Genomic DNA, 20,002 nt, shown 5'->3' with positions numbered 1-20,002 from the left:
GGCGGCACATCACGGCGATGGGCCGCCTTCAGGCGTGTCACCGCGGTGACACGGGGCGACAGAGTGCCGCCGTTTGTCCTGTGAGGTGTCTCCCATCCCATGTGAGGAGACCCTCAAAGGGGCCAAACGATCACATTGTGGTGCAACAGTTGCCGGGAATCACTCAGGCCTCCCCCCTCAGGAGCACGATCCGTGGCAGCCCTCGCGCGCTGGTGTGTCCGGCACCGTCTTGTCGCCGTCCTACTGTGGCTTCTCGCCTTCGCCGGCACGGCAGCCGGCGCCGCCGTCGCGGGAGCCGCGTACTCGAACGACTACAAGACCCCCGGAACCGAGTCCAGCCGCGCCACCGAGCTGCTGAACGAGGGCTTCCCGGGAGTCAGCGGGGACAGCGCCACCGTCGTCTGGCACACGAGCGAGGGGGCCGGGAGCGTGCGGGCCGCCGCCGTCGAGCAGACGATGACCCGCACCCTCGACGAGATCGCCGACCTGTCCGGCGTCGCCGCCGTGACCGACCCCTACGACGGCGCCGAAGGTGGCCGGATCAGCGAGGACGGCCGTACGGCGTACGCCACCGTCACCTTCGACCAGCCGGCCGAGGACGTGGACAAGGCGCAGGCCGAGGCCGTCGTCGACACGGCGAAGTCCGCCGAGAGCGACGGGCTCCAGGTGGAGCTGGGCGGCACGTCGATCGGGCTCACCGAGACCTCCGGCGGCCACCTCGCGGAGATCGTCGGTGTCCTCGTCGCCGCCGTCGTCCTCTTCCTCGCGTTCGGCTCGCTCGCCGCAAGCCTGCTGCCGATCGCGACCGCCGTGGTCAGCGTGGGCACCGCCTACGCCGGGATCACCCTGCTCGGGCACGCCATGACGGTCGCCGACTTCGCGCCCATGCTGGGCACCCTCGTCGGCCTCGGCGTCGGCATCGACTACGCGCTGTTCATCGTGACCCGGCACCGCCGGGGGCTGAAGCGGGGCCTGTCCGTCGAGGAGGCCGCGCGGAGCGCCGTCGCCACCACCGGACGGGCCGTGGTCTTCGCCGGCGCCACGGTCTGCATAGCCCTGCTCGGGATGCTGATCCTGCGGCTCGGCTTCCTCAACGGCGTCGCGATCGCCGCCTCCCTCACCGTGGTCCTCACCGTCGCCGCCTCCGTGACGCTGCTGCCGGCCCTGCTGTCGTTCATCGGCATGCGGGCGCTGAGCCGCCGCGAACGCCGCCGCCTCGCCGAGCACGGCCCCGAGCCCGAGCTGCCCACGGGCTTCGCCGCACGCTGGTCCGCCTTCGTCGAACGGCACCCCAAGAAGCTCGGCGCCATCGCCCTCGTCGTCATGACCCTGCTGGCCCTGCCCACCCTCGGCCTGCGCCTCGGCACCTCCGACCAGGGCAACGACCCGAAGGCGACGACCACCCGCCAGGCCTACGACCTCCTCGCCGACGGCTTCGGGCCCGGCACGAACGGCCCCCTGACCCTGGTCACCGAGGTCGACGGCGCCGCCGACAAGCTCGCCCTCGGCAACCTCGACACCACGCTCAGGGCGACCGAGGGCGTCTCGGCGGTGACCCCGGTGACCTTCAGCCCCGGAGGCGACACCGCGTATCTCACGGTCGTCCCCGACTCCTCCCCGCAGTCGGCGAAGACCAGCGAGCTGGTCGAACGCCTGCGCGACGAGGTGCTGCCGCGCGCCGAGACCGGAACCTCCCTCGACCTGCACGTCGGCGGGGTGACCGCCGGATACGACGACTTCGCGGACGTCATCGTCGCCAAGCTCCCGCTGTTCGTCGGCGTCGTCATCGGCCTCGGCTGTCTGCTGCTCCTGCTCGCCTTCCGGTCCATCGGGATACCGCTCAAGGCCGCCGCGATGAACGTGGCCGCCGTCGCCGCCGCGTTCGGCGTGGTCGTCGCGATCTTCCAGTGGGGCTGGGGGAGCGAGCTGCTCGGCCTCGGCCGGGCCGGGCCCATCGAACCCTTCCTCCCCGTGATCATGGTGTCGGTCCTCTTCGGGCTCTCCATGGACTACCAGGTCTTCCTGGTCAGCCGGATGTACGAGGAGTGGCTGGAGACCGGCGACAACCGGCGCGCGGTCCGGGTCGGCCTCGCCGAGACCAGCCGGGTGATCAACTCCGCGGCGGTCATCATGATCTCCGTCTTCCTCGCCTTCGTGCTCAGCGGCGACCGTGTGATCGCCATGTTCGGCATCGCGCTCGCCGCCGCCGTCGCCCTGGACGCCTTCGTCCTGCGTACGCTCCTCGTCCCCGCCCTGATGCACATGCTCGGCGGCGCCAACTGGTGGCTGCCGCGCTGGCTCGACCGCCGCATGCCCCGCATCAGCATCGAACCGCCCGAGACCCGCGCCGCCCATGAGAGGCTCGCGGACGTCGTGGTGGAAGACGTGGAGAAGGAGCGGCCGAAGGATGTACGCGATATCCCTGGGTGACGACGGAGCCCGACTGGGGCCCCTGGAGCCCTGGCACGCCGAGGAGTTCCTCGCCCACCTGGAGCGGGGACGGGACTTCATCAACGAGTACGTCCCCTTCGGGCAGACCGCCACGGACGTCGAGGGCGCGCGTGCCGTCCTCCAGCGGTACGCCGACATGCGCGCCGCCGACACCGGCTCCCTGCACGGGATCTGGCTGGACGGCAAGCTCGTCGGCGGGGTCCTCTTCCTCAACTTCGACGCGGAGAACGCCAACTGCGAGGTCGGCTGCTGGCTGGAGCCCGCCGGCACCGGACGGGGACTGGTCACCCGCGCGATGCGGATCCTCATCGACTGGGCCGTGGACGTCCGGGACATCCACCGCGTCGAATGGATCGCGGCCTCCGGCAACACGGCGAGCCTGAACGTGGCCCGGCGGCTCGGCATGGTCAGGGACGGGGTGCAGCGCGAGAGATATCCCCACCGGGGTGTCCGGCACGACTTGGAGATATGGTCCGTCCTGGCGCCCGAATGGCGTGCGGAACGCGCCCGCGACAGTCACAGCGAGCGTTAAGAAACCTCTCAGACAACATTCGTACGGTGCGAGGTATGGGAACCAAGACAGTTGACGAGACCGGGGCCGACACGGGCGCCGAGGCCAGGAACGACGACGAGTCGGTGAAGGGAACCGACGTCACCAAGGAGGACGCGGCCCGGGAGGAGACCGCGACGCCGGCCGACGACGCGGTCGAGACCGACGGCGCCGACGCCTCCGACGAGGCCGGAGAGTTCGACGAGGAGTTCCCGCCGGCCACCGCGAAGGCGACGCCGGGCGTCGGCCAGGGTGCCGCCGGCATCGTGTCGGTGGTGCTGGGCCTCGTCTCGCTGACGGGCGGCTGGGTCGGTACCGTCGCCTCCGCGCGTGAGGAGATCACCGGGCAGCTGGAGATGCAGGCCGCGACGAACGCGACCGTCGCCACCCAGCTCCAGGCGGTATACGGGGAGGCCTGGCAGGCCTCCGCCCTGTGGGGCGGCATCTTCGCGCTGGTCGGCCTGATCGTCGGCGTGGCCGTACTGGTGCGGCCCGCGTTCGGCGACCCCGACCAGGTACAGGCACCGTGGATCAAGTCGGTCGCCTGGGCCGGTGTCTCGGTCGGCTTCATCGGGCTGGTGCTGGCCGCCCTGAAGTACTCCGACCTCCTGCTCGCACTGCCGAAGACCTGACGCGCCCGCCCGGACCGGGCGGAGCGGCTGCTTCTGAGGGGCCTTAGGCCCGCCGTAGACATACCTACGGCGGGCCTAAGGCCCCTCCCGCGTTCAAGATGCGGAACTCTCCCGATGTGGCGCACCCCCCTCACGGACGAAGGTTGAGGCATCGCAGCAAGCGAGCCGAGACCGACGCTTCACGAGGGGTAAGAGATGTTCGAGTACGAGCTCCAGCAGATCCGTTCCGCCGAGCTGATCCGCGAGGCGGAGCAGTACCGCCGGGTCCGCGAGGCCCGCCGCGCCCGCCGCGAGGAACGGGACACGGAACACGAAGGGCACGGTGAACGCCCACGCAGGCTCCGCTTCCTCCGCGCCGCGTGAACGCGAGGCGTGGGGGACATGGGGCGTGAGCCCATGCCGCCGAGGGGTGCGGGGAACCGCGCGAGCGACCCCGCACCACCCGCGGCCGCCCCACAACCGGACGTCCGGGGCTCTGCCGCGGGAATATTCGGTGCCCGAGTGTCCGAGGGCCGTGCGATGCTCGGCGCTGTGGAGACCAGGTCCGTCAGTCCGGTGTTCGTGGGGCGTACCGACGAACTGAAGGTGTTGCGCGAGGCATTGACCCGCGCCGATGGAGACACCGCCAACGCGGCGGGGAACGGGGGAGACAGGGGAGACGGGGGCGGAGGCCCGCAGGCACTGCTGCTCGGCGGGGAGGCCGGGGTCGGCAAGACCCGCCTGGTCGAGGAGTTCACCGGTGAGGCCGCGCGCGGGGGCGCGGTCGTCGCCCTCGGCGGCTGCGTCGAGATCGGTGCCGACGGCCTGCCCTACGCACCCTTCTCCACCGCGCTGCGCGCCCTGCGCCGCAGCCTGCCCGACGAACTGGCCACCGCGGCCGCCGGCCAGGAACAGGAACTGGCCCGGCTGCTGCCCGAGTTGGGCGAGACCCCGCGCGCACGGCACGACGAGGAGGGCACCGCGCGCCTCTTCGAACTCACCGCCCGCCTGTTGGAACGCCTCGCCGCCGACCGCACGATCGTCCTCGTCCTGGAGGATCTGCACTGGGCCGACGCCTCCACCCGCCACCTCCTCTCCTACCTCCTGCGCACGCTGCGCACCGGCCGCCTCGTCGTCCTCGCCACCTACCGCTCCGACGACATCCACCGCCGCCACCCCCTGCGCCCCCTCCTCGCCGAACTGGACCGCCTGCGCACCGTCCGCCGCGTCGAACTGCCCCGCTTCAACCGCGCCGAGGTCGGCCACCAACTCGCCGGCATCCTCGCCACCGAACCCGAACCGGAGCGCGTGGACGAGATCTTCGACCGCTCCGACGGCAACGCCTTCTTCGTCGAGGAACTCGCCGTCGCCGCCCACGACGGCGGCTGCCCCGGCCTCACCGACTCCCTGCGCGACCTGCTCCTCGTCCGCGTCGAACGGCTCCCCGAGGACGCCCAGCGGATCGCCCGCATCGTCGCCGAGGGCGGCTCCACCGTGGAGTACGCCCTGCTCGCCGCCGTCGCCGGGCTCCCCGAGGACGACCTCATCGAGGCCCTCCGGGCTGCCGTCGGCGCCAACATCCTGCTCGCCGCCCCCGGCGGCGACGGCTACCGCTTCCGCCACTCCCTGGTCCGCGAGGCCGTCAGCGACGACCTGCTGCCCGGCGAACGCTCCCGCCTCAACCGCCGCTACGCCGAGGCCCTGGAGGCCGACCCGGCCCTTGTCCCCACCGACGGCCGCGCCACCCGCCTGGCCAGCTACTGGTACCACGCCCACGACGCCGCCAAGGCCCTGCCCGCCGTCCTCGACGCCTCCGCCGAGGCCCGCTCCCGGCACGCCCACGCCGAGCAACTACGCCTCCTGGAGCGGGCGATGGAGCTGTGGGACACCGCCCCCGAGCCCGTACGCGCCTCCCTCCGCCCCGTCGACTACACCGAGGTCTACCCGCCCTGCGGCTGCGACCCCGCCACCACCCCGCTGCGCTACCTCGACCTCATGGCCGAGGCCGCGGTCGCCGGACGCCTGTGCGGAGAGCGGGAACGGGCCATGCGGATCACCCGGCGCGCACTGGACCTGCTCGCGGACGGGGACGACCCGCTGCGCACCGCCTGGTTCTGGGTCCAGCGCTCTCTGCTGACCGAGGGTCTCGCCCGGGGCGACGGCTGGAAGGAACTCGCCACCGCCCAGGACCTCGTCCGCGGACTGCCGCCCTCCGAGGTACACGCCGAGGTGCTCTCCCGGGTGGCCGGCTGGTCCATGCTGCACGCCCCCGGCCCCGACGCCCTCTCCGACGCCCAGCGCGCCGTCGACTACGCCCGCATGGTGGGCGCCGAGGACATCGAGCTCAACGCCCGCCTCACCCTCGGCGGCCTGATGGTCGACGCCGGTGACGTCGAGACGGGCATCGAGGTGATGGAGGAGGTCCGCCGCCGCGCCCTCGAACGCGGCCCCGCCGCCGTCGTCGGCCGCTCCTATGTGAACATCCCGTCCTGCCTGGAGGGCATCGGACGCTCCCAGGACGCCGTGCGCCTGCTGAAGGAAGGCATCGACGTCACCCGACGCCGCGGCCTGCTGGAGTCCGAGGCCTGGGTCTGGGGCAACCTCGCCGAGTCCCTGCTCTCCCTGGGCCGCTGGGACGAGGCCCTGGAAGCGGTGCGGAAGGCCCAGAGCGTCGTCTCCAGCCACAAACCCCGAGGCCTCAGCACCCTCATCCACGCCTCCATCGCCCTCGCCCGCGGCGACATCGCCGCCGCCCGCGGCCAACTGGCCGCCGCCCGCGGCCATTACGGCCACCACAACCCCATGCCCCAGAACGACCTGCCGCTCTCCTTCCTCACTCTCGGCATCGCCGCCGCCGAGGGCCGACTCATGGACGCCCGCACGGAACTGACCCGTGTCCTCGACACCGGCTTCTCCGTCGGCACCCAGCGCTACGCCTGGCCCCTGCTCCTCACCGCCGCCACCGCCGAGGCCGACGCCCGCGCCCTGCAGGCCTCCGGGCCCGGCCGCGCCGAGGTACTCGACCGGATCTTCACCGCGGTCAAGAAGCTCACCACCGGCTCACCGAGCTGGCTCGCCCACGAGTGCTGGGTACGCGCCGAACTCCAGCGCGCCGAGGGCACGACGGCCCCGGACGTCTGGTCCGACGTCGTCACCGCCTTCGAGCCCCTGGAGCGGCCCTACGACCTCGCCCGCGTCCGGCACCGCCTCGCCGAGGCCCTGCTGGCCGACGGCGCCGACGACGAGGCCCGCGATCGCGCGACGGAACTCCTGCGGCTGGCCGCCGCCGTCGCCGATCATCTCGGCGCCCGCCCCCTCGCCGACGAGGTCGCCCTCCTCGCCCGCCGGGCCCGCCTCGTACTGAGCCGCGCCCCCGAGCCGGCTCTCACCCCCGCCGACCCCGTGGCCGCGCTCGGCCTCACCGACCGGGAGGACGACGTCCTCCGCCTGGTGGCCGCCGGCCGCACCAACCGCCAGATAGCCGAGCAACTCTTCATCTCCCCGAAGACGGCGAGCGTCCATGTCTCCAACATCCTCGCCAAGCTCGGCGTCTCCAGCCGGGGCGAGGCGGCGGCGGTGGCACACCGGGTGGGACTGTCCCCGGCCGGGGAGGAGGAGAGGATGGCAGCGCGGTGAGCCCCGTGCGAGCGTCGAGGCATCCGGTTGCGGACGGGCGGACGCGGACGCTCGACCCGCTGTGACCTGCTGTGGTCCGCCGTGACCTGCCGGGACCCGGCGGCCTACTTCACCTCCAGTTCGAGGATCTTGTCGTCGCCGCTCTCCGGGGAACCACGGCCGTCCGTCTCGCTGGTCACCAGCCAGAGCTTGTCGCCGCCGGCGGAGACCACCGTGCGGAGTCGGCCGTAGTCGCCCTCCAGGAAGGCCTGCGGCTCGGCGGCGGTCTCGGTGCCGTCGAGGGGGATGCGCCACAGCCGCTGGCCGCGCAGGCCCGCCATCCAGACCGAACCCTCCGCTATGGCGATCCCGCTCGGGGACGCCTCCTCCGTGCTCCACACGGCCAGCGGGTCGACATAGCCGGACTCGCCGCCCTCGCCCTCCACCTCCGGCCAGCCGTAGTTCCCACCGGGGCGGATGTGGTTCAGCTCGTCCCAGGTGTTCTGGCCGAACTCCGAGGCGAACAGGCGCTGTTCGGAGTCCCATGCGAGGCCCTGGACGTTGCGGTGGCCGTACGAGTAGACGACGGAGTCGTCGAAGGGGTTGCCCGGAGCGGGCTGTCCCTCCGGGGTCATACGGAGGATCTTGCCGCCGAGGGACTTCTTGTCCTGGGCCAGGGGGCCCTCGTACCGCTCGCCCGTGCTCGCGTACAACATCCGGTCGGGGCCGAAGGCGAGACGGCCGCCGTTGTGGTTGGTGCCCTTGGGGATGCCGCGGAGGATGGTGTCGGGGGCGCCGAGCTGTTCGCCGGCCGGCTTCTCGGGGTTGTACAGCATCCGCACGATGCGGTTGTCGGACTCCGAGGTGAAGTACGCGTAGATCATGTGGTCGGAGGCGTACTCCGGGGAGACGGCGATGCCCATGAGGCCGCCCTCGCCCGCCGGGGCGACGCCCGGCACCTCGCCGAGCTCGGTCCGCTTGCCGGTCTTCTCGTCGATTCTGCTGATCGTGGCCTCGTCACGGGAGGAGACGAGGAGGCCGCCCTCGGGGAGGGGCGCGAGGCCCCAGGGGGTGTCGAGGTCCTCGGCGACGGTGCGGACCACCTTCACCGAGCCCTTCGCCGGGGGTGCCTCGTCCGCAGCCCGGTCGGGCGGGGACGAACCGGCACTGCTGCTCGGGGGTGAGCTGCCGGCCGCGTCCGGCTTCTCTCCGTCCTCGGAGGAGCAGCCGGTCGTCACCAGGAGCACGGCCGCGGCCAACGCGGCCGTCACCACTCGACGTTGCACCATCACGATCCCTTCGGCGTGGAACTTCTACTTGTCTTACACCGCGAGTGCCCCACAAGTTCCACCTCCGCCCGAACCAGCGGATCTTTCACCGATGCCGATGCCGATGCCGATGCCGATGCCGATGCCGATGCCGATGCCGATGCCAGTGCCAGTGCCGATGCCGGGCCCGGGGTGGGCCTCAGTCCCAGGATCCCCGCGCGGGCGGAAGGCCCGCCACCTCGGCCAGGTCCTGCGGGGTCAGGCGCAGCGCGCTCGCCGCCGCGTTCTCCGTCACCCACCGCGCCTGCTTCGTGCCCGGCACCGGGACCACATGGGGCCCGAGCGACAGGATCCAGGCCAGGGCGACCTGGGCCGGGGTCACCTCCGCCCCGTGGCGGGCCGCGACCCGGCGCAGGCCGACGACGAGGGGCTGGTTGGCCGCCATCATCTCCGCGGTGAAGCGGGGGTGGCGGGCGCGGAGGTCGTCCGGTTCGAAGCCCTCGCCCGGTGTCAGGGTGCCGGTGAGGAAACCGTTCCCCAGAGGCATGGCGGCGAGAAAACCGATGCCGCGGGCCACGCACCAGGGGAGGAGGGCGTCCAGGGCCTCCCGCGACCAGACCGACAACTCCGCCTGCACCGCGCTCACCGGGAAGACCTGCTGGACCCGCTGGAGCTGGCGCAGCGTGGTGTCGTGCACACCCGCCCCCGGCCGGCGGCCCGCCCGCGCGCCCACCGCGCAGAGGCCCAACGCCCGCACCTTCCCGGCCTGTACGAGCTCCGCCATCGCACCCCACGTCTCCTCCACGGGCACCTCGGGGTCCGCCCGATGGAGCTGGTAGAGGTCGATGACATCGGTCTGGAGCCGGCGCAGGGAGGCGTCACAGGCACGCTTCACATAGCCGGGGCGGCCGTTGGCCACGATGTGCTGCTCGCCCACCAGCAGGCCCACCTTGGTGGAGACGAAGGCCTCCGCGCGGCGCTCCTTCAGTACCCGGCCCACCAGCAGCTCATTGGTGAAGGGGCCGTACATGTCGGCCGTGTCCAGCAGCGTGGTTCCGAGGTCGAGGGCCCGGTGCACCGTCCGCATCGACTCGTCGCCCCGTTGCCGCGACCCGGTGTACGCCCAGCTCATCGGCATGCACCCGAGTCCTACGGCCCCCACCTCGAGCGTCGCCGCGCCGATCGTCCTGCGCTCCACCTGGTCGTGACCCTCCCTCTCCCGAACCCCCAACCTAACCTCTGCCGTAGCGGGTACCTGACATAGCCTCCGGAGCATGACTGCTGACGCGACTGCCCACCCGGTCCCGGACGTGACCGCCGACGTGTGGCTCTCCATCCCGCCGGACGAGATCGAAGGGCTCCCGCAGGGCCCCAACTACCTCTTCTGGGACGGGGGCGAGGACGGCACGCAGCCCTACCCGGGCGACCCCGCCGACTGCGTCCTGTACGTGGTCCCCTACATGAAGCGCCGGGGAGTGGCGGGCAACCCGCTGGCGTCCATGCGGAGCCTGCGGGTCGTCCAGACGCTCACGGCGGGGGTCGACGACATCACGGCCCGGCTTTCGGAGGTCGCTCCCGGTGTCCAGCTGTGCAACGCCCGCGGAGTGCACGAGGCCAGCACGGCCGAACTCGCGCTCACCCTGACCCTCGCCTCGCTGCGCGGCGTCCCCGACTTCGTCCGGGCCCAGCAACAGGAGCGCTGGACGGGCGACTTCCGCCCCGCGCTCGCCGACAGGACCGTGCTGATCGTCGGTTACGGCGCGATCGGCGCCGCCATCGAGGACCGGCTCGTACCCTTCGAAGTGGCGCGGGTGGCGCGCGTCGCGCGCTCTGAGCGCACCACGGCGCGCGGACCGGTGCATTCGTTCACCGAACTGCCCTCCCTGCTGCCGCAGGCGGATGTCGTGATCCTGTCCACGCCTCTCACAGAACAGACGAAAGGCCTGGTCAACGCCGATTTCCTGGCCCATATGAAGAACGGGGCCCTCTTGGTGAATGTTGCCCGCGGAGGCGTCGTCGACACCAAGGCGCTGCTGGCGGAACTGGACAACGGCCGGATCACCGCGGCGCTCGACGTCACCGACCCCGAGCCGCTGCCGCCCGGGCACCCGCTCTGGCGCGCGCCCGGGGTGCTCATCAGCCCCCACGTCGGCGGCCCCACGTCGGCCTTCCTGCCGCGTGCCAAGAGGCTGTTGGTGGACCAGTTGGGGCGTTTCGTGAACCGGGAGCCACTGCGCAACGTGGTCCTTACGACAGGCGAGCCGGACGACGCGTAATCCACTTCGGGCACCCTCCGCATTCCTTCGGAAGCGGAACGTGCTCGTGTTGCCGCAGGTGGTCACTGAGCGTAGAGGAACTATGTCCCTGAGTGACGAGACTGGTGTATCGTCCCCGACAGGGGCTGCGCCGCGCACCGTTCGGCGCCGGGGACGGACTTGAGACAGCGAGGGGGGCGACGGGCGATGCACGGCCTATGGACGAACGATCCGACGCGGCGGAGCCGCCGACGGCGGCCCTGGCGAGCTGCGACGCGGAGGCACCCGCACGGGAGCCACGGCGGCCGCGGCGGTCACGGTCAGTGCCGCAGGCACAGCAGCCGCAGAAAGCACACGCACCCGACGCAGCGCGACCGGCGGGACACGGGAGCGGTGCTCACCGGGGAGACCCCGTGAGCACCCGCCCGACCACCGCCTCCACGCTGGACCGCACGCTCCGGGCCGCCAGGCCGCTGCCCGGGTCGCAGTCGACCGGCGGGCGGTCGCCCCGCCGTGGCGGCGCGAGCCTGCGGGCCCAGCTCGTCCTCGCCCTGCTCTGCGCGGCGTACGCCGTCGGTGCCGCGTTCGGCTGGGGCAATGAGCAAGTCGCCCTCGTCATGGGCGACTTCGGGCTCAGCGCCGCCGCGGCGGCCGCGGCCGTCTCCTGCTTCCGCTACGCGCGCACCCGCCGTAGCCGCTTTCGACCCGCATGGCTGCTGTTCTCCCTCTCCTCCGCCATGGCGGCCCTGGGCAACGGCGTCTGGGGCTGGTACGAGGTCGTCCTGGAGCGACCCGTGCCCGAGCCGAGCTACGCGGACCTGTTCTTCCTCTGCTTCGCGCCACCCGCCATCGTCGGCCTGCTGGTGCTGGCCAAGAGGCCGGTGACCAAGGCCGGCTGGGTCTGCCTCGCCCTGGACTCCTGGCTCATCGGCGGGTCCCTGGTCACCCTCTCCTGGAGCCTCGCGCTCGCCCAGAACGCGCAGCTGGAGGACTCCAACACCGCGCACACCGCGCTCTCGCTGGCCTACCCGCTGCTCGACATCGCCCTGGTCAGCATGGTGCTGGCCCTGCACTTCCGCCGGTCCTCGATGCACCGCTCCGCAGTCAACACGGCGATCGGCGCCCTCGCGCTCACCGTGATGTGCGACGCCCTGTTCACCTCGCCCCTGCTGCACGCCAGCTACCAGTCCGGTCAGCTCCTCGACGCCGGCTGGTTCGCGGGCTCCCTGCTCCTCGCCTACGCCCCCTGGGCCGGCCAGCGCGGCGGACAGGCGGACGAGGGCGGGCACGGGCGCGTGGTCCACGAGCACATCCCCGGCCAGCGGCCCGACGTGCGCGCGGCCCACCGCCACGAGGCGCAGCCGGGCCACCGGCACGACGGCTCGCAGGGAGGGCACGTCCATGTGCTCCTCCAGGGAGGAGGTCACAGTCGCTATCCGGCCAACCGCCCCATCGCCGGATCCCTGGCCGCGCTCACTCCGTACCTGGCCGCCGCCGTCTGCACCCTGGGCATCCTCTACAACGTCCTCAACGGCCGCAGCGTCGACCGCGTGGTGCTCATCACCGCCTGCACCGTCGTGCTCGCCCTCGTCGTCCGCCAGGGCATCATGCTCCTGGACAACATCACCCTCACCCAGGAACTGGCCCAGAAGGAGAACCACTTCCGCTCCCTGGTCCAGGGCTCCAGCGACGTCATCATGATCGCCGCGCCGAACGGCATCCTGCGCTACGTCAGCCCGGCCGCGGCCGGGGTCTACGGACGCCCCGCGGAGGAGCTCGTCGGCAAGGAGCTGGCCTCGATCATCCACCCCGAGGACCTCGGCTGCGTCGTCCACGAGGTGCGCCGCTTCCTCGCCGCCGACCCCGCCGAGGAGCCCACCACCCGTATCGAGTGCCGCTTCAAGGCCGGCGGTGGGGGCACCTCCCGCTCGAGCGAAGCCGAGAGCGGGGGAGGCTGGCTGAACGTGGAGTCCACGGTCAACCGCCACCACGGCGGCCTCATCTTCAACAGCCGGGACGTGACCGAAAGAGTGCGTCTGCAGGCCCAGCTGCAGCACAACGCCGAGCACGACCCGCTCACCGACCTGCCCAACCGCGCCCTGTTCACCAAGCGCGTCCAGCAGGCCCTCTCCGGCCGCCGCTCCTCCGACCGGGGCGTCGCCCTGCGCAACACGGCGGTCCTCTTCATCGACCTCGACGGGTTCAAGGCCGTCAACGACACCATCGGGCACCAGGCCGGGGACGAACTGCTGGTCCAGGCCGCCCGCAGACTCCAGGACGCCGTCCGGCAGGGGGACACCGCCTCCCGCCTCGGCGGCGACGAGTTCGCGGCCCTGATCGTCGGTGACGGCTCCCGCGACCGCGCCGCCCGGGAACAGCACATCCTGGAGCTCGCCGACCGGCTCAGGGTCGCCCTCTCGCAGCCGTACACCATCGACGGCAACGACGTCCGGGTGGCCGCATCCATCGGGGTCTCCTTCGCCGAGCCCGGCCTCGGCGCGGGCGAGCTGCTGCGCAACGCCGACCTCGCCATGTACCGCGCCAAGGCGTCCGGCAAGGGCCGCGTCGAGCTGTACAAGCCACAGATGCAGCAGGACGTCGTCCGCAAGGCCGAGCTGGCCACCCGGCTGCGGGCCGCGCTGCACGACGGCGAGTTCATGCTGCTGAACCAGCCCGTGGTGGAGCTGGAGACCGGCCGGATCTCGTCGGTCGCCACGGCGGCCCGCTGGCGCTCGTCCCAGGGGGTGCTGTTCACACCCGCCGAGTTCCTGCGGGTCTCCGAGGACAGCGAGAAGACTGCCGAACTCGGCCGCTGGATGCTGGAACAGGCCGTCGAGCAGGCCGCCGACCGCCTCACCAACGGCCTCAACGTCCCGGTGTCCGTCCGGATGAGCGCCCGGCGCCTGCTGGACCGCTCGCTGCCCCCGGGCTCGGTGGAGGCGCTCCTGACCCGCCACGGGCTGCCCTCCGGCTCCCTGGTGGTCGAGCTCTCCGACACCGAGCTCAAGGGCCCGCTCGACGAGCTGGAGCGCCGCCTGCACCATCTGCGGCGGCTCGGTGTCCGGATCGCCCTGGACGGCCTCGGCAGCGGCCACGCGCCCATCACGGCACTGCGCCGGCTCCCGGTCGACGTGCTGAAGCTGGACCGGAGCCTCGTCGAGGGCATCGTGGAGTCCACCCGACTGCACAAGATCACCCGGGGACTGCTGCGCATCGCCGACGACCTGGGGCTCCAGTCCGTCGCCGACGGCGTGGACCTGCCCGAGCAGGTGGTCGTCCTGCGCGCCATGGGCTGCACCCACGGCCAGGGCGCGGCCTTCTCCGGACCGCTGGACGAGTACCGGCTCCGCCGGGCCCTCTCCCTCGGGCACTACCCGGTGCCCGGAGGACCCGCCGAACCGGCGTTCGCGGGGGGCGCGAGAGAGCCCGAGGGGCGTGTCGGGGGTGAGCGGGCATGGCGGGGCGCGGGGGTGTACACAAGTGGTGTCCCCGCTGTCTACGGAGGCGGAAGTGCCCTTCGCTCACATAATGAGACTCCCGTCCCACCCGCTTGACACGCGGTGCGCGCGAGGGGGAGGGTCAGTGCCATGCGCACCCGAATCCTCGTACTTGGAAAGCGCGTCGGCTGAAGCTGGGACCCACCGGACGACGATCCGGAATCCCCAGCGACCGTACCCGGCGCGCTCCCCTCGCTTGCCTCGTGGCAAGGAGGGGTTTTTTGTTGCACGGGCACCAGTCGGCGTGAGCCGCACACCGCACGAACCTCGCAAAACACCCTCAGCATCGAGAAGAGAATGCCGATGACCGAGCAGGCCACCGGGGCCCACCATCCGCAGCCGCGGCCCCGATCCGGAGGACCGACCACCCCCGTCGAGCACGTCACGGGTGCGCAGTCCCTCATCCGCTCGCTTGAGGAGGTCGGGGCCGACACCGTATTCGGCATCCCCGGGGGCACCATCCTGCCGGCGTACGACCCGATGATGGACTCCAAGCGGGTGCGGCACGTGCTGGTCCGCCACGAGCAGGGCGCCGGCCACGCGGCCACCGGTTACGCGCAGGCCACCGGCAAGGTCGGGGTGTGCATGGCGACGTCCGGGCCGGGCGCCACCAACCTGGTCACCCCGATCGCGGACGCGCACATGGACTCCGTCCCGCTGGTCGCGATCACCGGACAGGTCGTGTCCAAGGCGATCGGTACGGACGCCTTCCAGGAGGCGGACATCGTCGGCATCACCATGCCGATCACCAAGCACAGCTTCCTCGTCACCAAGGCGGAGGACATCCCCAAGGCCATCGCGCAGGCGTTCCACATCGCCTCCACCGGCCGCCCCGGCCCGGTCCTGGTCGACATCCCCAAGGACATCCTCCAGGCGAAGACCACCTTCAGCTGGCCGCCCGCCATGGACCTGCCCGGCTACCGGCCCGTCACCAAGCCGCACGCCAAGCAGATCCGCGAGGCCGCCAAGCTGATCACCGCCGCCAAGCGGCCCGTGCTGTACGTCGGCGGCGGTGTCCTCAAGGCGCGGGCCACGGCCGAGTTGAAGGTGCTGGCCGAGCTGACCGGCGCCCCCGTCACCACCACCCTGATGGCGCTCGGCGCGTTCCCCGACAGTCACCCGCAGCACCTGGGCATGCCCGGTATGCACGGCTCGGTGGCCGCCGTCACCGGCCTGCAGAAGGCCGACCTGATCGTGGCGCTCGGCGCCCGCTTCGACGACCGGGTCACCGGCAAGCTGGACAGCTTCGCGCCGTTCGCCAAGATCGTCCACGCGGACATCGACCCCGCGGAGATCGGCAAGAACCGCGCGGCCGACGTGCCGATCGTGGGTGACGCCCGCGAGGTCATCGCCGACCTGATCCAGGCGGTGCAGAAGGAGCACAGCGAGAGCGGACAGGGCGAGGCCGCCGGGCCTATGTACGCAGCCTGGTGGAAGGACCTCAACCGCTGGCGCGAGACCTACCCGCTCGGCTACGACCAGCCCGCCGACGGCTCGCTCTCCCCGCAGGCGGTCATCGAGCGCATCGGTCAGCTCGCGCCCGAGGGCACGATCTTCACGGCGGGCGTCGGCCAGCACCAGATGTGGGCCGCCCACTTCATCCAGTACGAGAAGCCCGCCACCTGGCTGAACTCCGGCGGCGCCGGAACGATGGGGTACGCGGTCCCGGCCGCCATGGGCGCCAAGGCCGGAGCCCCGGACCGGACCGTGTGGGCGGTCGACGGCGACGGCTGCTTCCAGATGACCAACCAGGAACTGACCACCTGCGCCCTGAACAACATCCCGATCAAGGTCGCCATCATCAACAACGGCGCCCTCGGCATGGTGCGCCAGTGGCAGACCCTGTTCTACAACCAGCGCTACTCCAACACCGTGCTGCACAGCGGTCCGGACGACATCAACCCCAACGCCCGCGGCACCCGCGTCCCCGACTTCGTCAAGCTGTCGGAGGCCATGGGCTGTTACGCCATCCGCTGCGAGTCCCCGGACGACCTCGACAAGGTCATCGAGGAGGCGAACTCGATCAACGACCGCCCGGTCGTCATCGACTTCGTCGTGCACGAGGACGCGATGGTGTGGCCGATGGTCGCCGCCGGCACCTCCAACGACACGATCATGGCCGCCCGGGACGTCCGCCCCGACTTCGGCGACAACGAAGACGACTGAGAGCCGTAGGTAAAGGAACCCGACCATGTCCAAGCACACGCTCTCCGTCCTGGTGGAGAACACCCCTGGCATCCTGGCCCGGATCGCCGCCCTGTTCTCCCGCCGCGGCTTCAACATCGACTCGCTCGCGGTCGGTGTCACCGAGCACCCCGAGATCTCCCGCATCACCATCGTGGTGACGGTGGTCGAGGAACTGCCCCTGGAGCAGGTGACGAAGCAGCTCAACAAGCTCGTCAACGTCCTGAAGATCGTCGAACTGGAGCCGGGCTCCGCCGTTCAGCGGGAACTCGTTCTGGTGAAGGTGCGCGCCGACAACGAGACGCGCTCCCAGATCGTCGAGATCGTCCAGCTGTTCCGCGCCAAGACCGTCGACGTCTCCCCGGAGGCCGTCACCATCGAGGCCACCGGGTCCAGCGACAAGCTGACCGCCATGCTCAAGATGCTGGAGCCGTTCGGCATCAAGGAGCTGGTCCAGTCCGGCACGATCGCGATCGGCCGCGGTGCCCGTTCGATCACGGACCGCTCGCTGCGCGCCCTGGACCGATCGGCCTGACGCACGAAACGGGCGGCCGACGACGCGCGGCCGCCCGTATGTCGAGACCCGCAGACCTTCATTCCGCCCGCCGTCATACGGTGGGACGCAACACCTGCACTCAAGGAGAGAACCCAAAGTGGCCGAGCTGTTCTACGACGCCGACGCCGACCTGTCCATCATCCAGGGCCGCAAGGTCGCGGTCATCGGATACGGCAGCCAGGGCCACGCCCACGCGCTGTCCCTGCGTGACTCGGGTGTCGACGTCCGTGTCGGTCTGCACGAGGGCTCGAAGTCCAAGGCGAAGGCCGAGGAGCAGGGCCTGCGCGTGGTGACCCCGTCGGAGGCCGCCGCCGAGGCCGACGTCATCATGATCCTCGTCCCGGACCCGATCCAGGCCCAGGTCTACGAGGAGCACATCAAGGACAACCTGAAGGACGGCGACGCGCTGTTCTTCGGCCACGGCCTGAACATCCGCTTCGGCTTCATCAAGCCCCCGGCCGGCGTCGACGTCTGCATGGTCGCCCCCAAGGGCCCGGGCCACCTGGTCCGCCGCCAGTACGAGGAGGGCCGCGGCGTTCCGTGTATCGCCGCCGTCGAGCAGGACGCCACGGGCAGCGCGTTCGCGCTGGCGCTGTCGTACGCCAAGGGCATCGGCGGCACCCGCGCCGGCGTCATCAAGACCACCTTCACCGAGGAGACCGAGACCGACCTCTTCGGCGAGCAGGCGGTTCTCTGCGGTGGTACGGCCGCGCTGGTGAAGGCGGGCTTCGAGACGCTGACCGAGGCCGGCTACCAGCCCGAGATCGCGTACTTCGAGTGCCTGCACGAGCTGAAGCTGATCGTCGACCTCATGTACGAGGGCGGCCTGGAGAAGATGCGCTGGTCGATCTCCGAGACCGCCGAGTGGGGCGACTACATCACCGGCCCGCGGATCATCACGGACGCCACCAAGGCCGAGATGAAGAAGATCCTCGCCGAGATCCAGGACGGCACCTTCGCCCAGCAGTGGATGGACGAGTACCACGGCGGCCTGAAGAAGTACAACGAGTACAAGACCCAGGACTCCGAGCACCTGCTGGAGACCACGGGCAAGGAGCTGCGCAAGCTCATGTCGTGGGTCAACGACGAAGAGGCGTGACCTCGTGAGGTCGGCCGTGGCGGGGTCCACCCGGTGCCACGGCCGACCTCGCTTTTCTCGTCCGGGTGACACTTCCGCAGTGGCGTGGGACGACGCTTCAGGCGCCACTACACTGCTGGACTACATACGCGTCAGGCCCACAGCGTCGTGCGTCTTCCACGCGGCCAAGCGACACCGGGGAATTCCGGGTGTCACTCCCCTCCACCGCCTGCGGCCGTCGGGACGGCCGTCCGCAGCATTGGACTTGTGAGGACTCACGTGAGCTCGAAACCAGTCGTACTGATCGCTGAAGAGCTGTCGCCCGCCACCGTCGACGCGCTGGGCCCGGACTTCGAGATCCGGAACGTCAACGGAGCGGACCGAGCCGAACTGCTTCCGGCCATCGCCGACGTCGACGCGATCCTGATCCGCTCGGCCACCAAGGTCGACGCCGAGGCGATCGCCGCCGCGAAGAAGCTGAAGGTCGTCGCGCGTGCCGGCGTCGGCCTGGACAACGTGGACGTCTCCGCCGCCACCAAGGCCGGCGTGATGGTCGTCAACGCCCCCACGTCGAACATCGTGACCGCCGCCGAGCTGGCCTGCGGTCTGCTCCTCGCCACCGCCCGCCACATCCCGCAGGCGAACACGGCGCTGAAGAACGGCGAGTGGAAGCGCAGCAAGTACACGGGCGTGGAGCTGGCCGAGAAGACCCTCGGCGTCGTCGGCCTCGGCCGCATCGGTGCCCTGGTGGCCCAGCGCATGTCCGCCTTCGGCATGAAGGTCGTCGCCTACGACCCCTACGTGCAGCCCGCGCGCGCCGCGCAGATGGGCGTCAAGGTGCTGTCGCTGGACGAGCTGCTCGAGGTCTCCGACTTCATCACCGTCCACCTGCCGAAGACCCCCGAGACGGTCGGCCTGATCGGTGCCGAGGCGCTGCAGAAGGTGAAGCCCTCGGTGCGCATCGTCAACGCCGCGCGCGGCGGGATCGTCGACGAGGCCGCGCTGTACTCGGCGCTCAAGGAGGGCCGGGTCGCGGGCGCGGGCCTCGACGTGTACGCCAAGGAGCCCTGCACCGACTCGCCGCTGTTCGAGCTGGACGAGGTCGTCTGCACCCCGCACCTCGGCGCCTCCACCGACGAGGCCCAGGAGAAGGCCGGCATCGCCGTGGCGCGCTCGGTGCGCCTCGCCCTCGCCGGTGAGCTGGTCCCGGACGCGGTGAACGTCCAGGGCGGTGTCATCGCCGAGGACGTCAAGCCGGGTCTGCCGCTCGCCGAGCGGCTCGGCCGGATCTTCACCGCGCTCGCCGGTGAGGTCGCGGTCCGCCTCGACGTCGAGGTGTACGGCGAGATCACCCAGCACGATGTGAAGGTGCTGGAGCTGTCCGCGCTCAAGGGTGTCTTCGAGGACGTCGTCGACGAGACGGTGTCGTACGTCAACGCCCCGCTGTTCGCGCAGGAGCGCGGCGTCGAGGTGCGGCTGACCACCAGCTCCGAGTCGCCCGACCACCGCAATGTCGTCACCGTGCGCGGCACGCTCGGCAGCGGCGAGGAGGTGTCGGTCTCCGGCACGCTGGCCGGGCCGAAGCACCACCAGAAGATCGTCGCGGTCGGTGAGTACGACGTGGACCTCGCCCTCGCCGACCACATGGTCGTCTTCAGCTACGTGGACCGTCCCGGTGTCGTCGGCACCGTGGGGCGCGTCTTCGGTGAGGCCGGTATCAACATCGCCGGGATGCAGGTGGCGCGGTCCACGGCCGGTGGGGAGGCGCTGGCGGTGCTGACCGTGGACGACACGGTTCCGCCGGCGGTGCTCGCGGAGGTCGCCGAGGAGATCGGGGCGACGTCGGCGCGGTCGGTGAACCTGGTCTGAGGTTTCTGTTCCGCGGGAGGCGGGGCCTGGTCGCCTGGGGGCGGCTGGGCCCCGCCTTTTTCGCCCTC

General features: G+C 71.3%; 13 protein-coding genes. 11 read left to right on the top strand and 2 right to left on the bottom strand.

From position 1 onward, the window contains the following. Positions 1-192: 192 nt before the first annotated feature. The 5 genes from ACZ9QC_RS11760 (at position 193) to ACZ9QC_RS11740 (ending at position 7,248) form a co-directional block, all read left to right on the top strand. Positions 193-2,430 carry an MMPL family transporter gene (locus ACZ9QC_RS11760; RefSeq protein ID WP_472920103.1) on the top strand — a complete coding sequence of 746 codons (2,238 nt, stop codon included), beginning with the start codon at positions 193-195 and terminating at the stop codon, positions 2,428-2,430. Beyond that, positions 2,408-2,983 (top strand): GNAT family N-acetyltransferase, encoded by a 576-nt coding sequence (locus tag ACZ9QC_RS11755; protein ID WP_472920102.1) that lies wholly within the window; start codon positions 2,408-2,410, stop codon positions 2,981-2,983. The genes ACZ9QC_RS11760 and ACZ9QC_RS11755 overlap by 23 nt, the downstream gene beginning before the upstream one ends. A gap of 35 nt (positions 2,984-3,018) precedes the next feature. Beyond that, positions 3,019-3,633 carry a hypothetical protein gene (locus ACZ9QC_RS11750; protein WP_472920101.1) on the top strand — a complete coding sequence of 205 codons (615 nt, stop codon included), beginning with the start codon at positions 3,019-3,021 and terminating at the stop codon, positions 3,631-3,633. Between the two features lie 195 nt (positions 3,634-3,828). Beyond that, positions 3,829-3,996, top strand: coding sequence for a hypothetical protein (locus ACZ9QC_RS11745; RefSeq protein ID WP_472920100.1), 168 nt, complete (start codon positions 3,829-3,831; stop codon positions 3,994-3,996). A 156-nt stretch (positions 3,997-4,152) separates the two neighbouring features. After that, positions 4,153-7,248, top strand: a complete 3,096-nt coding sequence (locus ACZ9QC_RS11740) for a helix-turn-helix transcriptional regulator (protein ID WP_472921662.1) — start codon at positions 4,153-4,155, stop codon at positions 7,246-7,248. Between the two features lie 104 nt (positions 7,249-7,352). On the opposite strand, the gene ACZ9QC_RS11735 is transcribed toward ACZ9QC_RS11740, so the two are convergent. Together ACZ9QC_RS11735 and ACZ9QC_RS11730 are read right to left on the bottom strand one after the other, a co-directional pair. Next, positions 7,353-8,516, bottom strand: a complete 1,164-nt coding sequence (locus tag ACZ9QC_RS11735) for a PQQ-dependent sugar dehydrogenase (protein ID WP_472920099.1) — start codon at positions 8,514-8,516, stop codon at positions 7,353-7,355. Between the two features lie 178 nt (positions 8,517-8,694). Then, a complete protein-coding gene (locus ACZ9QC_RS11730; RefSeq protein WP_472920098.1) occupies positions 8,695-9,693 on the bottom strand; it encodes an aldo/keto reductase in 999 nt (332 codons plus the stop codon). A 76-nt stretch (positions 9,694-9,769) separates the two neighbouring features. On the opposite strand from ACZ9QC_RS11730, the gene ACZ9QC_RS11725 reads away from it, so the two are divergent. The 6 genes from ACZ9QC_RS11725 (at position 9,770) to serA (ending at position 19,934) form a co-directional block, all read left to right on the top strand. Continuing rightward, positions 9,770-10,771 carry a 2-hydroxyacid dehydrogenase gene (locus tag ACZ9QC_RS11725; RefSeq protein WP_472920097.1) on the top strand — a complete coding sequence of 334 codons (1,002 nt, stop codon included), beginning with the start codon at positions 9,770-9,772 and terminating at the stop codon, positions 10,769-10,771. A 392-nt stretch (positions 10,772-11,163) separates the two neighbouring features. Continuing rightward, entirely contained in the window at positions 11,164-14,304 is a 3,141-nt protein-coding gene (locus ACZ9QC_RS11720; protein ID WP_472920096.1) for a putative bifunctional diguanylate cyclase/phosphodiesterase, read from the top strand. Positions 14,305-14,550: 246 nt separating this feature from the next. Continuing rightward, a complete protein-coding gene (locus ACZ9QC_RS11715; RefSeq protein WP_472920095.1) occupies positions 14,551-16,413 on the top strand; it encodes an acetolactate synthase large subunit in 1,863 nt (620 codons plus the stop codon). Positions 16,414-16,438: 25 nt separating this feature from the next. Beyond that, positions 16,439-16,966, top strand: coding sequence for an acetolactate synthase small subunit (gene ilvN, locus ACZ9QC_RS11710; protein WP_184899728.1), 528 nt, complete (start codon positions 16,439-16,441; stop codon positions 16,964-16,966). A gap of 118 nt (positions 16,967-17,084) precedes the next feature. Then, positions 17,085-18,086 (top strand): ketol-acid reductoisomerase, encoded by a 1,002-nt coding sequence (ilvC, locus tag ACZ9QC_RS11705; protein WP_472920094.1) that lies wholly within the window; start codon positions 17,085-17,087, stop codon positions 18,084-18,086. 258 nt (positions 18,087-18,344) lie between these two features. Beyond that, positions 18,345-19,934, top strand: coding sequence for a phosphoglycerate dehydrogenase (serA, locus tag ACZ9QC_RS11700; protein ID WP_472920093.1), 1,590 nt, complete (start codon positions 18,345-18,347; stop codon positions 19,932-19,934). Positions 19,935-20,002: the final 68 nt, after the last annotated feature.

The sequence above is a fragment of the Streptomyces sp. HUAS MS02 genome, assembly GCF_055702265.1.
This window is presented reverse-complemented; position numbering and strand designations above follow the sequence as displayed.